The sequence below is a fragment of the Vibrio sp. SCSIO 43153 genome (assembly GCF_023716625.1).
GTDB lineage: Bacteria > Pseudomonadota > Gammaproteobacteria > Enterobacterales > Vibrionaceae > Vibrio > Vibrio rotiferianus.
The window spans coordinates 1,761,949-1,776,103 of the sequence record NZ_CP071855.1; the positions used below are offsets into that span (position 1 = coordinate 1,761,949).

The window sequence follows — 14,155 nt, forward strand, 5'->3', positions numbered from 1 at the left end:
CGCGTTTTACCAAATTAAGCTAATGCGAAAAGCTAATTTGTCTAGAAAGAAGAAACTATCGCTTTCGGCCAAACCTAGCCAAGTAGTGCCAAATTTTTTTGATATCTTGTTCTTCATAGCCATGCTCAGTTACAGCTAAACCTAGTAACTTGGCATTGAGCATACCATTGGGGACAAGCTCTCTAGCCAAATCAATAAATGACTGACCTCGATAGTCTGGGTAGCGGCTCATTTCTTCTACTGATAATTCAAAACCGCCATGCCACTCCAAAGGAGCCCCTAGCTCCAGCGCTTGGTCGTGAATTTCACTGCCTTTATAAATGGGATCTAACACGACACTCTCAATGTCATTTCGAATAGACACAACCCCGTGAATATGGGCTTCAATATAATCATCTAACAAGTCTGCACATGAAGAGTTCGCCTTGTCTATCACAGATTCTAGACGATTTGAAACAGCGAAGTCCTGTGGTTCAAAGTAACTATCTGGATAACAGAATGTTGTTCGTTCTAGTGTATGAGGTTTTAATTTAAAATATGAAGAACCAAAGCGAGGTGCCGCCCCAACGTCATAGTTTCGAAAATTCAGCGCCCCATATTCGGGGCGAAAGCAATTGTCTACTTTATCGTAAGCTCTACCAAAAATACTTTGTTCCCAAAGGCATCGCTCCCCACCTTTGTATGCAGTGAGTCCACCATTGCTGGTTTGAGTTTCAAACTGAGACTTTAAGTACCCATCTTGCGCTATCGCTAAGAGTAAAGGTTTATTGGATGTAGTGTATCGATCAGGGTGAAAGTTGATTGTGACATCATGATTGATACAAATAGACTCTCTATCAGACTTGGTTTTCACCATCTCTATCGCCTTAAGCACAGCGTTTACCGTCACAATGGTCCTTTTGGGTTTGCTTGTATTAGTTGAAGTTCATAAGCGCTAGTATGGCATAGTCAAAAGCAGTCTATCTAGATAAGGGGTAATTCTAAGTTAGGGATTAACCTAAATTAACCGTTTATGAATGACAGCAAGTTCTAGAACGTCGATTTAAGTATCGATTCAATCTCTTTAATTAACCAAGCGCTCAATGCAAGATCCTTGGTTTGGTATAGGTAGTAGGCATAAATATCCATATTGTATTTTGGCGACTGCTCGATGGACTCGACACACTTGATACCCTCTGGTAGTAGTTCAGTTGAGCGTATCATTGGAAATATCGCGTCTGAGCGGCGAATAGCGTCGAAATTGACTTGAGGCGAGTCAGACTTCAGAGCGACGTTCGGCATATAGCCTGCTTTAAGTAAGGTATCCTCCGCTGTTTCGTGTCGACTACGCCAATCGGGTGTCCGAATAAGAACCAAAGGGTATTGAGCAATATCCTTCAGCGTCACAGACTTCAATTTGGTCAGTGGATGCGCTTCGCGAACACAGATTACATAGCGGCTCTTTGGCATCAATTGCTGCCTTATCTGCTTCGAATAGCTTTCTGGGCCATAGTCCAAAGCGACGTGTACCTTTCTTGATAGAAGCGCCGACTCAACCTGCCATGTCCAATCCATGAGCTCAAATTGGGCGTTAGGCGCTCGTTTGCTCAACTCTCGATACAGTTGAACACCGATAGCATTGGTGAGCGCATTCGTTAGGCTAATAGAGATCTTCCCTTCGTATTGCATTGGATTGAAGCCACCGCTTTCCTCAAACAGTCCATCGATTTGTTCTATCAAACTAGGTAAAGACTTCTCAATTTCTAAGCAACGCTCTGTTGGCACCAAACCATAACGTTCTCTCACAAACAGAGGGTCATCAAACGTATCTCTTAGACGGTTCAAGGCATGACTGACAGCTGATTGACTCAGGTTCAATACCTCAGAGGCTTGGCGTGTGTTTTGAGTGTCTATCAAAACGCGAAGAACTTTAAGTAAGTTGTAATCAAACGATTTCATTAGCAAACCTCTGAAAAGAATAACGACTTAGATATTAATATAGTTAATTTCTAGCAATCAACAGCTTCACTTCTGAGCATATCTCAATTTCCCTAAGATACTTTCATCGCCTCAACAACGGAAAGCAGTAGATATGTTTCAAACCAAACGACTTCCATTAACCCTCGGTCTGCTTATGGCTACACCTTTGGCTTATGCAGACCAACACAACAACCAAGGCACGGAAGCCGTTCAAGACATGTCAGACCCACTCGCGGTGTATACACAAGTTGGTATGGGATACACGGACAAGGGTATTAACCTCAAGCTGGGTCAGACCTTCGATACAGGCAGTGACACAACGATGGGCATGAATGTATTGGAACTAAAAGGCGCTTTTGGTGATGCACTCGGAGTGCGTGACTATGCCGATGACAGCATTGATAGCCTGCGCTTGCGCCGCTTTGGTGTTGACCTCACCAATGGCCGAGGCTCTCAAGTGGACTTCAACTATAACTTCGATACGGAAGCAGGTTCGCTTTCTTACAGCCTAATTCAAGCCCTACCTGCGTTTGGTGCACTGCAGCTTTATCCACTAGCAGGGGTCGGCGCTGCGTTTGCCAACAACGCACTCAATGACAATGGCGACACTATCAGTGGCTATACGGTACCCGGTACATTCGCGGTTGTCGGGACTTACGGCAAATTCGAGTTTACCGACAACATATGGTTGAACTACAACCCAATGTTTATGAAGACACTGTCTGGTTCGGATAACTATAAAAACCATACATTTGCAGATGGCGACAACGTGCTGAATCACGAATTTGCCGCGTCTTACCAGATCAACCCTAAGTTCAACGTTCGTTATTTCGCTCAGTGGAATGAACAGCTTAGCTACAAAGACGGCACTCACATCATCGAATTTAATTACCAGCTTTAATAATTTGCATAAGGTAAACACTATGAAAAAGACAACTCTTGCGCTTTCAATCGCCCTACTTTCATCTTCAGCATTAGCGACAACGAACACTGCTAAGGTGATTGCCAATATTGACTCTTCTAATTGGGCTGTAAATCCTCTCGATTTCGGTATGACAGCAATGGAATATCAGCAAAAAGAAGGCGATCTCTTCGCGCTGAATATGCTAAACCGAGGTGAGATTAACGAATTCATCCACTTCCCTGGTCTAACCAAAGCGGGCGATAACTGGTTAGTAACTCCAAATGTGGATACCGTTTACTCACTTGCTATCATTGATACTCGTGAAGGCTTTACTATCGAAGTGCCTGAAATGGGTGATCGTTTTATGTCTTTGCACATTCAAGACCAGAACCATACCTTCGTTGAATATGTTTGGGAGCCGGGTGTATACGAATACGCCGCTGGTGAAATTGATACAGATTATGTATACGTTGGAATTCGCACAGGCACCGATGCGACGCAAGAAGATCTCGATTACATCAAAGATGTTCTGCAACCAAAGATGAAGATTGAATCTAACTCTGCCGTTGCCTATGAGAGTGACACAACCGAAGAACAAGTAGTAGCACTACGCAATGCTCTCCTTAAAGAGTGGGGAAACCTACCAGACATGTACGATTCGGTTCAGTTCAATATCCATGACGTGAGTGACTGGGAAAAGTGGACCTACACCATCGCTGGCTCTTGGGGATTAAGTCCGGAATCAACGGCAATGTACGCATCGTGGGCACCTGAGAATACTAAAGCAGGAAAATGCTACACCGCGACGTTTGATGCTATCCCTGCAAAAGCATTTGGTTCTCTAACCATGTATGACTCACAAAACTACCTGATGACCGATGAAAACAACATCGTAAGCACTAGTCGTCCAGAATTTAAGAGTCATGATGATGGCAGCTTTACCGTTATCTTTGGTGACCAGAAATGCCAAAGCATTGCAGAGGCGCAGAACGTAAACTTTGCTCAAACCAATGTCGATGGTTGGCGTGGTCAGATTCGCGCATATCGCCCAGATGTCGAAGCGATGAAGCAGTACCAACTACCTGAACTTAAAGAAATATCGGTGAACTAAACCAATCTTAAACTTCCTGATGCCCTTATCTCATTTTCCGTGATAAGGGCTTCATCATATTAAGATTTTCGATATGAGTATCACGCAAAACATCTTATTGCAGCCGTTGGTATTACTTCTCTTGCTAGTCACCGTTGGCTGTTCGAACTTCCCAGAACCGCAAGTTGAGAACGATGAAGCTGATTTGGTCATCCTTGCCCATGGATTGGCGAAAAGTGGTCGAGCAATGGGGGCATTGACTAAGGAACTCAGGGCTGCTGGCTATCAAACTTGTACCCTAGACTACCGCTCAATTGGTATTAAAAAGAAAGCACTGATCGAACAGGCATATTTACAAATCAACAGTTGCTTAGACCAAAGCGCAAATACACAAACGGTTCATTTCGTTGGGCACTCACTTGGAGGATTATTGATTCGACACTACCTTCAAGAGGAGCATGCCTTTTTACAGCAAAAGCGATTGGGTAGAGTTGTGATGATTGGCACGCCGAACCACGGAAGCGCAGTCGCGGATCACTATGCTGACAAGTTTTGGATGAACTGGCTGGGCGAAATCCCCCTAGCATTAACAACATCAGAAGAGAGCTTTGGCGCGATGCTGGGAGACCCAAATTATAAGGTAGGGATCATCGCGGGTACTCAGGGATATAACTGGACGAATCGATATTTTGAAGAACCGAATGACGGCTTAGTGAGCGTAAATTCCGCAAAACTAGCAAATATGCATGCCTACATTGAGGTTAACCTATCACATCACCAATTACGCTCCGATCCGTTAGTAGTATCGCTGGTTTTATCCTATCTGAAGTACGGGGTATTCATAAAAGCTGAGCGATTGTAAACACGTTCTGGGGCAAAAACGATTTAACTCCACAGAACTAAACCGTTTCTATCAGGCCAGAAAAAGGGTCTTCAAACCATAAATCGTACTATGAGCTTACCTAACGAAAATTTGGGATAATTACTGGTATCCCTGGTAATAGACCTACCAACGCCATTACGCTCGCTAGTTCTATATAAGTCCCCTACGAAGAAGTGAAGTTATTACGTTTTTATTCTTGAATATGTACTCAAGTTATCCCAAAACAGCGACTCCTTTGCTGGTTTTTTCTCTGTACAAGCGCTAGGCTCGCTCTCGACTGCAAAGCTCATATTCCACGCGTCAAAAGCATCTGCTTTCGGGTCATAGCCAAGAGACTTTTTAGTTTCAGTAATGTCCAACCTCTTAAAGCGATTATTTGAGATTCCATGAGCGATGACGAAAGGTTCATCCTTTAATTCAGACTCAATGCTTTTTATTAGCAATAAGCAGAGGTCTTGCGGTTCACTCCATGCACTCAAGTCTCGTGAACTCATTTGTCTCCACTCCTGCTGATACTCAAAAGCACCAATTCGGACAGCGACTACCTCAATATTTTTTTGATACGCATAGTATGCACCAAGTGCTTCGCCAAAGACTTTGCTGACACCGTATAGATTCTTAGGACGTGTCGGCATATCTTCTTTTACTTGAATATCAAGCGGATAACCTTCGATTGTTTGCGCGCTACTCGCATACACCACGCGATCAACTCCACTTTCATACGCACTTTGAAAGATGTTGTAAGCACCAACGATATTGGCAGGTAGTAAGTGCTTGAATGGCGTATCAGGAGAAGCGAGCCCCGCTAAATGAACCACAACATCGATATTATTCTCTTGAAACACTGAACGAACAGCAGCTAGATCACTAATATCTAACTTTATTCCTCGCTCATCATCGACACTCAGATCTGCGAGGATCAATTTGTAATCAGGTAAAAAGTCGTCGATATACTTTACCAATGCAGAGCCAATTCTGCCGTTTGAGCCCGTAATTAAGATTGTTTTCGACATTTATATCCTCCGATAAACAACACTGTAGTTGTTTGCACGTTGCGCTTACTCAACAAGTTCTTTTAGTTTGGAACTTGAGTTTGTGCTTTCAATTTGGAGATAGACTAATTACCATGTTGATATTAGTAAATTGACATAATTTAATACCGATATGAAAAATGCTAATATCAGTGTAATGATGTTGAAGGCATTAGACTCACTTCGAGAGACTGGCAGCATTAGTCGAACAGCAGAGCATCTTCATGTAACGCAAGCAGCCGTTAGCCATGCGGTCAAAGCTATTGAAACGGTAATCGAGACACCCATAGCGGTACGAGGATCAAGAGGTGTTACTCTCACGGCCGCTGGGTTAGCTGCAAGCGAATCAGCAACCATCGCACTGAGCGCCATCAACGATATATTGAAACTAGCCGGCTCATCTATTTCCGGCACAGTGAATGTAGCAGCAATCAACTGCGTGTCTCGAGTCATCCTTTCTGAGATCTTGGTGAATGTCCGTAGAACGCACCCAAATCTAGAGATCAACTTATTTACTGGCACAGACCAAGAAGTAGAACAGTGGGTAAAAGCGGGAATTGCAGATATTGGAGTCGCATATAACATGGATCCGACTTGCAGTGAGTTACTCTTTGAGGATGAGTTTTATTTTATTACCCCCTATGGTCAACCGAAGACATCGATCGTCGACTTAGTAAGTTTGAATGATAAACCGATTATTGTGTCTTCCTCTGGGTGTGAAATATTTATACAGGAGTTATTTGATAAGCATCAACACACGCTGAACATAAAAACGACGGTTTCAGACACTGCGGCACTGTTTTCTATCGTAGCCTCTGGGTACGGCACATCACTCATCCCTGGTTTAGCTTTTCCTGATGATTGGAAGAAGCAGGTCTCTCGGCTACGTGTTTCACCAACATTACGTTGCGAGTTGAGGTTGATGTGTGCAGCAGATAAAAGTGAGCATGGTGAAGTTCGAACATTAGTTGATCAAATTCGGGAAGTAGCGAAAAGCAAGCATCAGTTGATTTGATATGAGCGACCATAGGAGGTTGGCACAAGAACAAACGGCCGCCTATGTTAGAGGATTAATCCAGTGTTATCTCATCACTTCTGTTCTAACTCGAAATGGGACAAAAAACGGTTTAGATCAACAGAACTAAACCGTTTCTATCAGGTTAGAAAAAGGGTCTTCAAACTATAAATCGTGCTTTGGGCCTATCTAACGAAAACTTGGAATAATCGCCGGTATCCCTGGTAGTAGACCCACCAACGCCATTACACTTGTTAGTACAATAAACATAATGCCAGGCAACACCCATCGGCTCATTTTACTCAGCTCCCCACTACGTTCTTTACAGCCGACTAAGCCTAAGTTATCTAACAACATGGTGAGAGACCAGCCAAATGCAGGGTTAACGAGCGCTGAAGAAAATACAACTATCGCTGCCGATTGTGTGGTTTTCCCCTCACGCGTCATTTCCATTCCTGCTTCTAGCAAAGGCACAAATACCCCAACAATAAGCGCAACACAAAGTACAGGTTGCCAGATCGCTAAGTCCATTGGGTAGCCCCAAACCGCGGCGATGATACAGAACAGTGCCGTCAGCAACGCGCCGGCAGGTATAGGGCGTTTAGCGATAGCCGCAGGAACGATGTAAGTTCCCCACGAAGACGTAAAGTTAGTACCACCGAGCAAAGAGCCGAACGTCTGACGAATTGAAGCGGTAGTCATCGTATCGTCGATGTTCATATGTACTTTTTCTGTACGTTCTGGATAGCTGATTTTTTGGAACACTTGGTGCCCTAAAAAATCAGGCGACCACATGGCTACGGCTAAAATAGCAAAAGGCAGTACCACCATGAAATGCTCAATCGTCGGTAACCCTAGCATCCAGCCTGTATCTTCTCCCCACCAATACATAGGGTTCATGTTGGGTAAGCCGGGCTCGGTTTGAAAAGAAAACGGGGCGCCCATGGCAAAAGCTAATGTACCGCCTAGCAAGCAACTAAGAGGGACGGCTAGCCAACGCTTACGAAAATGTTCCAGTAATGCGTATAAAATAATGGTGCAAAAGATCACGACAAAAGCGATGTGGCTCATCCCTATTCCCTCAGCCCAAGCGAAGAGTTTTTTCACTTGAGAGACGGTTCCAACAAAGCCAAGGTAGAGCAATAAACCGCCACACACGCCTTTACTGGTGAGATTTGCCAGCATACTGCCACCTTTACTGATGGCTAACAGTATGCCAAAAGCGCCAATCAGCAGACCAAAGGCCATTGGGTGCCCACCTGCTGCAACGACGATAGGGATTAATGGGATCAGTGGGCCGTGTGTACCCGCTAGGTTTGCGGTCGGCAATAGAAAGCCTGAGAAAAGAATAATGAAAACAGAGGCGATGAGCAGTTCATAACGAACATTTTCTAAAATAAAGCCCTCGTTCAGCCCTAGCGCCCCGGCAAAAGTTGCGGCAATGGCTCCCACCATAACCACTTTACCAATGGTCGCGGCCATCGCTGGAATGGTGTCTTCTACCTCGAATCGATAATCTTTAAACGGCAAATTGGGACGCCAACGTTTAGGCGCCATGATTTGCAACTCGTGCTCTAAATATTGTTCTCGGGACTCAAACTCCGAGCTTGGTTTATGTTGTTGTTCATAAGTGAGTTCATCCTCACTGGCTTTAGGCTTATCTGTTCCAATATGTACGGACTCTAAAGTGCTGCTCATTGTGATTCCTTTCGTTCACACTCTAAGGTGTGTTTTCCAACCAACGTTGTTTACTCACTAAACGAAGATTAAGCGAGTCGTTGTCTATATGTTCTCTGCTACAAGAACTCGATGACTGATCTTTATGAACTCTTAAAATTCAGTTGCTAGTACCTTATACCAAACGAAAAAATACAAATAGTCTCAGGCAGTTAGACATTAGTCGTAGGGTTCGGGCTAATGGTATGAGCGTTGTAGTGGGATTTGATAGACCTAGCCTAAGGTCTTTGGCGAGAGCGAACGAAAGGTGTGGAAGCGTGGTGAGCCAACAGCAACAGAAAGCTTGGGTTAGCGGCTTTTTATCCAATAAAGAAAGGGGCTCACGTAGCCCCTTTTAGTCTGTTGATTCATGTATCGCAATTAGTCTAACAGCGCATCAACTGGATAACATCTTTCGAAACACTCGCTGCTTCAATGTCTTCCAGCGCACCAGCAACAAACCAATGGCGATTAGGATATAGATGGTTGGCTCTGCTACCTCTGACTTCACCGACCAATAGAAATGAATCGGTGCCAATATCGCAGCTAAGTAAACCCAGTTATGCAGCTTTTGCCATTTAGGCCCCATTTTACGTTGAATGGATTGAGTCGAAGTCACCGCCAGAAGTAACAAGATTACCCACACTGCCGCACCAACGGTCAAGTAAGGGCGTTTGACGATTTCGGAGGCAAGCAAACTCCAATCTAATCCCAAATCGAGCACGGCAAACGCAACCAAATGAAGCACTGCCCAGAAAAAACTGTAGAGCCCGAGTAGTCTCCTAACTCGAACTAACAACCCCTGCTTGGTCCAACGCGCAAGCGGAGAAACCAACAAGGTAATAAACAGCGTATTCAACGCGCTAATACCCGTGTAATGAATGATGCCTTGAACGGGGTCGCCACCTAAGTTGTCGGTATTAATAGCAATGACCAGCAGACCTAAGAAACCGAGAGAGACAAGGTGGATTAGGACTTTAAGCGCAATGATGTGTTTTGGCGTCAGCTTTCTCAATAGAACTTCCTCAGATCCATATTCTTATAGAGATGCGCCACCTCTTCCTCGTAGCCGTTGAACATCAATGTTGGCTGTCTGCGAGTGCTGAGTACACTGCCCTCACCGATGAAACGCTCGCTTGCTTGGCTCCAGCGTGGATGGTCAACATTCGGGTTCACATTCGCGTAAAAACCGTATTCATTCGGCGCTAAACGATTCCACGTTGTTGGCGGCTCTCGGTCAGTTAAACGAATTCGAACAATAGACTTGATGCTCTTGAAGCCGTACTTCCACGGTACAACTAAGCGAAGCGGCGCACCGTTTTGTGGCGCAAGCGTCTTACCGTATAAACCCACAGAAATCAGCGCGAGCGGGTTCATTGCTTCATCAAGACGAAGCCCCTCGACGTAAGGATATTCAATACTGCTGAACGAGCCTTGAGCTGGGAACTGTTTTGGATCGTAGAGGGTTTCAAAAGCAACGTATTTCGCGCTACTTTTTGGATCCGCCATTTTGATGATGTCCGCTAGAGGAAAACCAATCCAAGGAATGTTCATTGACCACGCTTCCACACAACGTAAGCGATAGATTCGCTCTTCTAGTGTGAACTTGTTAAAGATGTCATCGTAGTCGAGCTTAATTGGGTTATTCACCAAGCCGTCGACCTCAACCGTCCATGGGTCAGACACAAATTCAGAAGAGTTTTTCGCAGGATCAGACTTATCGGTACCAAACTCATAGAAGTTATTGTATTTCAGAACCTTACTTTCAGGGGTAAGGGAAAGATCCACTTGGTACTGCTGTGGCTTTGCTGCGCTAAGGTCAATTCGATTATCTGAGACTGGCTTTTCCTTCGACGAGAAGATGTCCAAAATACCCGCTTGTGCATTCGCAGCGAGCGGCATACCGACCACCGCAATGCCAAGCTTTTTCAATATCTCTCGACGCTCTTTATAGACGGACTCTGGCGTCGCTTCGTTTTCAGATAAAGCCCAGCGATGATTCTTCTTAATCCACATAATCTTCCCCGAATGTGTTCATACTTTTAGTAAATAGCGAACTGGTCATACGTTGATTAAGACAGACCGTAGCAATGGCAGTTCTATTTCATAGAAAACGAAAAACCGATATGCATGCGAGTTAACGCTTTTCATCGATGTCCGTTAGTTTGGGAACCTTATTCGCGAGGAAATCATGTCATCTGTTTTGGTTTGCTCGCCTCTTTATCTAAGGTTTGAAGAATCAGGCATACACCAATCAATCCAACGCCAATCCAACCAGAGACAGCAATCTTCTCCCCAACAATCCAAACCGCCAACACCGCCGCAACAACAGGTTCAAATAACGTGAGAAGGTTTGCACTGCTAACATCAACGTGCCTTAATCCATAACCATACGCGAGATAACCCAAACACATTGGAACGATCGCCATATAGACTGAAACAAAAGCGTTCGTGACGCCGGTGAATAGGTTTTCTCCGGTAAACGCTAAGCTAGGCAATAACAACAGAGCACCACCAGCAAAGATACTACCTAACGCCGCTTGGGATTTGATTCCGCTATCAATCATTCGCTTAGCGACCCACGAATAAATGGCGTAACTTAACCCTGCGATGAGCCCCAAAACGATGCCCAAAAGATAAGAGGCTTGGTCTGATTCAACCGCCCCACCCGATTTCGCCATGACTAACATCATGATGCCCACCACACCAAATGCGAAGCTCACCCACCATTGGGTAGAAATGCGCTTACCTTTGCTAAAAAGACACTCTATTAAAACGGTAAAGAAAGGCGCACTGGCAATTGAGATAACGGTACCAACGGCAACACCAGAAAGCTTCATCGACGTGTAAAACGCCAAAGGATACACAGCTAATGCAACGCCGCTTATTGCTAACGCTAACTTAAACAGTAAAATCTGATGGAGTTGATGACGGATGCTACGCCAAGATAACATTGCTTGAATCACTCCACCAAGACCCATAGCAAAAGCGCCAATGGCTAACGGACTGACTTGATGAGCAAAACTCGCGGCTGTGCCTGTCGTTCCCCACATCAAAGAAGCGAACAAGATCGCCAGTGCGCCCGCTTGATATTGACTCGTCGATTGAATCGCAACAGATGACATGCTTTATTTCTCTATAATGATTTTCCGTAGAGAAAAGGATACGTTGATTAAGAAGAACGGACTTTGCAGAAAGGACGCAAGAATCGTTTAATGAGACGTTATTAACGGGCTAACTCGCGTGGCGACAAACCAAAGTGGATTGAAAAGCGACGACTGAACGCAGATAAATCGGTGTACCCGACCCGCTCGGCAATCAGTTGAACTGGTAAGTCGGTATGTGTGAGCAAAGCTTTGGCTTTTTCCATTCGCAACTCAGTAATGTACTGCAATGTACTTACACCAAGACTTTCTTTAAATCGCTTCTTAAATTGAGTCGGGCTCAAACAAGCTATCTTAGCCAACTCATCGATAGACAAAGGCGTATCCATGTTTTCAGCAATATGGCTTTGTACTGCTCGAATCCTAGGGTCAACAGGCTTTGCGTGGGTCTGCTGTTCTAATAGCATAGAGAACACATTCAAAATCGAGCTCTCTAACCCACTATCAACTTGGTGCTGCAACTGTTTTTCTACAAAATGAAGATAGCTTAACAGTGGTGGCGTAACAGAAAACACTGCCAATTGTTCCGTAAGAAAGTGCTCTGGCAAAACGTCCAAGTCCGCAACAATAAAACGCGCCATTTCATCGGCTTTGAACCCATGCTCAGTGCCAGCAGGAATCACGACACACTCACCAACGGTGACTTTACCGACAAAGTTTGTCATCTCAATCGCAATATTGCCGTGGATAGGCAACACCAATTGATGATAATCCCCGTGTGAATGGCTCTGTAATTGCTTGGTATAAGCTCGAATACTGAGGCTGTTTTTCATATCAGATTGGCTAACGAATACGCATATTTTCAGAAAGATACGTTGAGTATAACCAGTCAAACACACAACACAAATACGCCGACTGATTTGGATTATTAACCAAATCTAAAAACTGATTTAGGGATTAGCCCTCTTATCATTAACAATCGCAACCCTATACTGGCATTGTTCCCGAACTTTCGAATCAAGAGCCTTGTGATGATAGAGATTTCCTCGACCTTAAAATCCGTTCTCGAAAAAACACTGCCGTTGACTGTCGGTCTTTTTGCGATCATGTCAGTACAACTTATCGACGCAGTGTTTATCGGCATGCTTGGCGTGAACGAGCTTACTGTGCAAGGTATCACGATGCCGTTTCAAGCTGGCTTTATTGGCATTCAAGTCGGCATTGGTGTCGCAGCAACGTCGATCATCTCACATGCTTTTGGTGCAAATAATACGCAACGCGCGACAAATATCGCTTCACTTGCATTGATGGTCGGCAGCGCTTTTATCGCTCTCATTGGATTTGCGTTGTGCTTGATGGAGCAAAGCGTGTTTTCTGCTTTTGTCTCTATGAAAGACAGTGGCGCGCAATACCAACAACTCGAAACGTTATTTGGTCAGTTCTGGGGCTTATGGCTGTTGAGCGCACTATCCAGTGCCGTGCTGTATTTGATGACCTGTGTTTACCGTGCGAATGGCGATACTAAAGTCACGGGCTCTGTCTTTGTTATCGCAAGCCTTATTAACCTCGTGCTTGATCCGATCTTTATGTTCGTTCTAAACATGGGGATTGCGGGTGCTGCATTAGCATCGATGCTTGGCTTTGCCATCAGCGCGGGTTACATGATGCACAAAGCTAAAGGTCGACAATGGTTCGCGCCTTTCTCTTCGGCTTTAGCTAGCAAAAATGATGTCGCCCTGCTGATCAAAACCACGATTCCAACCATGATGAATCAGATTTTACCGTCAGTCAGTGCTTTCGTGACGGTTATGTTCATCGCTCATCTTGGTACTAATGAAATCGCATTTTGGAGTTTGTTAAACCGAGTGGAAAGCTTCTTGCTGATCTTCACGCTGGCACTCACCATGTCTTTGCCACCAATGATTGGCCGTGAACTCGGTGCCGAACGTTTTGATTCAATCCAAGCGCTCGTACAATCGGCTTCTCGCTTTGTGAATTTGTTCCACTTGGTCATCGCAACTTTGTTGGTGGTGAGTTTACCAATCGTTGTTCCTCTACTATCGGCGGACAACACAATGCAAGACTGGTTAAAGCTAGCGCTTTGGGTGATTCCGTTTAGCTACGGCCCTTTAGGTTTGTGTATGGTTGTGACTTCCATCTTCAACGCATTAGGTAAACCCAAAACTGCCCTATTCGTTTGCTTTGTAAGATTGGTGGTTCTGTACATCCCAGCGATTGCCATCGGCTCGTTACAGGGTGACATTTTTACAATCGTCATCGCGGCGACAATTGCTAACGTTCTAGCAGGCTTGTTTGCATGGTTACAACTTACTAGTTACGTAAAACAAAACTTGTCTGCGACTCAAGCACCGCTAGTGGAAGCGGAAGCAGTGAAGTAATTAATAGGTAGTAGATTTAAAAGGCACATAATAGGTGAGAAATTTAAAAACATG

General features: G+C 44.7%; 13 protein-coding genes. 5 read left to right on the forward strand and 8 right to left on the reverse strand.

Features of this window, described 5'->3' with window-relative positions; genetic code table 11:
• Window positions 1–55: 55 nt before the first annotated feature.
• Window positions 56–856, reverse strand: coding sequence for a DUF3626 domain-containing protein (locus tag J4N37_RS07895; protein ID WP_252040462.1), 801 nt, complete (start codon window positions 854–856; stop codon window positions 56–58).
• 173 nt (window positions 857–1,029) lie between these two features.
• The gene (locus tag J4N37_RS07900; protein WP_252040464.1) at window positions 1,030–1,938 is read right to left on the reverse strand and encodes a LysR family transcriptional regulator; all 909 of its coding nucleotides are present in this window, start codon (window positions 1,936–1,938) and stop codon (window positions 1,030–1,032) included.
• 133 nt (window positions 1,939–2,071) lie between these two features.
• On the opposite strand from J4N37_RS07900, the gene J4N37_RS07905 reads away from it, so the two are divergent.
• The 3 genes from J4N37_RS07905 (at window position 2,072) to J4N37_RS07915 (ending at window position 4,815) form a co-directional block, all read left to right on the forward strand.
• On the forward strand, window positions 2,072–2,860 hold the full coding sequence (locus tag J4N37_RS07905) for a hypothetical protein (RefSeq protein ID WP_503046733.1): 789 nt from the start codon (window positions 2,072–2,074) through the stop codon (window positions 2,858–2,860).
• Window positions 2,861–2,882: 22 nt separating this feature from the next.
• Window positions 2,883–3,974: a DUF1254 domain-containing protein gene (locus tag J4N37_RS07910; protein WP_252040466.1), complete on the forward strand. Its 1,092-nt coding sequence runs from the start codon at window positions 2,883–2,885 to the stop codon at window positions 3,972–3,974.
• A gap of 73 nt (window positions 3,975–4,047) precedes the next feature.
• Complete coding sequence (locus J4N37_RS07915) at window positions 4,048–4,815, forward strand: alpha/beta fold hydrolase (protein ID WP_252040468.1); 768 nt, start codon at window positions 4,048–4,050, stop codon at window positions 4,813–4,815.
• Between the two features lie 203 nt (window positions 4,816–5,018).
• Here J4N37_RS07915 and J4N37_RS07920 read toward each other — a convergent pair whose 3' ends face one another.
• On the reverse strand, window positions 5,019–5,849 hold the full coding sequence (locus J4N37_RS07920) for an NAD-dependent epimerase/dehydratase family protein (protein ID WP_252040470.1): 831 nt from the start codon (window positions 5,847–5,849) through the stop codon (window positions 5,019–5,021).
• Window positions 5,850–6,000: 151 nt separating this feature from the next.
• Here J4N37_RS07920 and J4N37_RS07925 point away from each other — a divergent pair, with 151 nt between their 5' ends.
• Window positions 6,001–6,882 carry a LysR family transcriptional regulator gene (locus tag J4N37_RS07925; protein WP_252040472.1) on the forward strand — a complete coding sequence of 294 codons (882 nt, stop codon included), beginning with the start codon at window positions 6,001–6,003 and terminating at the stop codon, window positions 6,880–6,882.
• A 189-nt stretch (window positions 6,883–7,071) separates the two neighbouring features.
• Here J4N37_RS07925 and J4N37_RS07930 read toward each other — a convergent pair whose 3' ends face one another.
• The 5 genes from J4N37_RS07930 to J4N37_RS07950 all read right to left on the reverse strand — a co-directional run bounded on the left by J4N37_RS07930 (window position 7,072) and on the right by J4N37_RS07950 (window position 12,535).
• On the reverse strand, window positions 7,072–8,580 hold the full coding sequence (locus J4N37_RS07930; RefSeq protein WP_005446025.1) for a DUF3360 domain-containing protein: 1,509 nt from the start codon (window positions 8,578–8,580) through the stop codon (window positions 7,072–7,074).
• A 415-nt stretch (window positions 8,581–8,995) separates the two neighbouring features.
• On the reverse strand, window positions 8,996–9,613 hold the full coding sequence (gene msrQ / locus J4N37_RS07935) for a protein-methionine-sulfoxide reductase heme-binding subunit MsrQ (RefSeq protein WP_020197473.1): 618 nt from the start codon (window positions 9,611–9,613) through the stop codon (window positions 8,996–8,998).
• Window positions 9,610–10,614 (reverse strand): protein-methionine-sulfoxide reductase catalytic subunit MsrP, encoded by a 1,005-nt coding sequence (msrP, locus tag J4N37_RS07940; protein WP_252040475.1) that lies wholly within the window; start codon window positions 10,612–10,614, stop codon window positions 9,610–9,612. The genes msrQ and msrP overlap by 4 nt, the downstream gene beginning before the upstream one ends.
• 173 nt (window positions 10,615–10,787) lie before the next feature.
• The gene (locus J4N37_RS07945; RefSeq protein ID WP_252040477.1) at window positions 10,788–11,723 is read right to left on the reverse strand and encodes a DMT family transporter; all 936 of its coding nucleotides are present in this window, start codon (window positions 11,721–11,723) and stop codon (window positions 10,788–10,790) included.
• A 101-nt stretch (window positions 11,724–11,824) separates the two neighbouring features.
• A complete protein-coding gene (locus tag J4N37_RS07950; protein ID WP_252040479.1) occupies window positions 11,825–12,535 on the reverse strand; it encodes a helix-turn-helix domain-containing protein in 711 nt (236 codons plus the stop codon).
• A gap of 198 nt (window positions 12,536–12,733) precedes the next feature.
• Between J4N37_RS07950 and J4N37_RS07955 the strand changes: the two genes are divergently transcribed.
• On the forward strand, window positions 12,734–14,101 hold the full coding sequence (locus J4N37_RS07955; protein WP_252040481.1) for an MATE family efflux transporter: 1,368 nt from the start codon (window positions 12,734–12,736) through the stop codon (window positions 14,099–14,101).
• The last annotated feature ends 54 nt before the right edge of the window (window positions 14,102–14,155 follow it).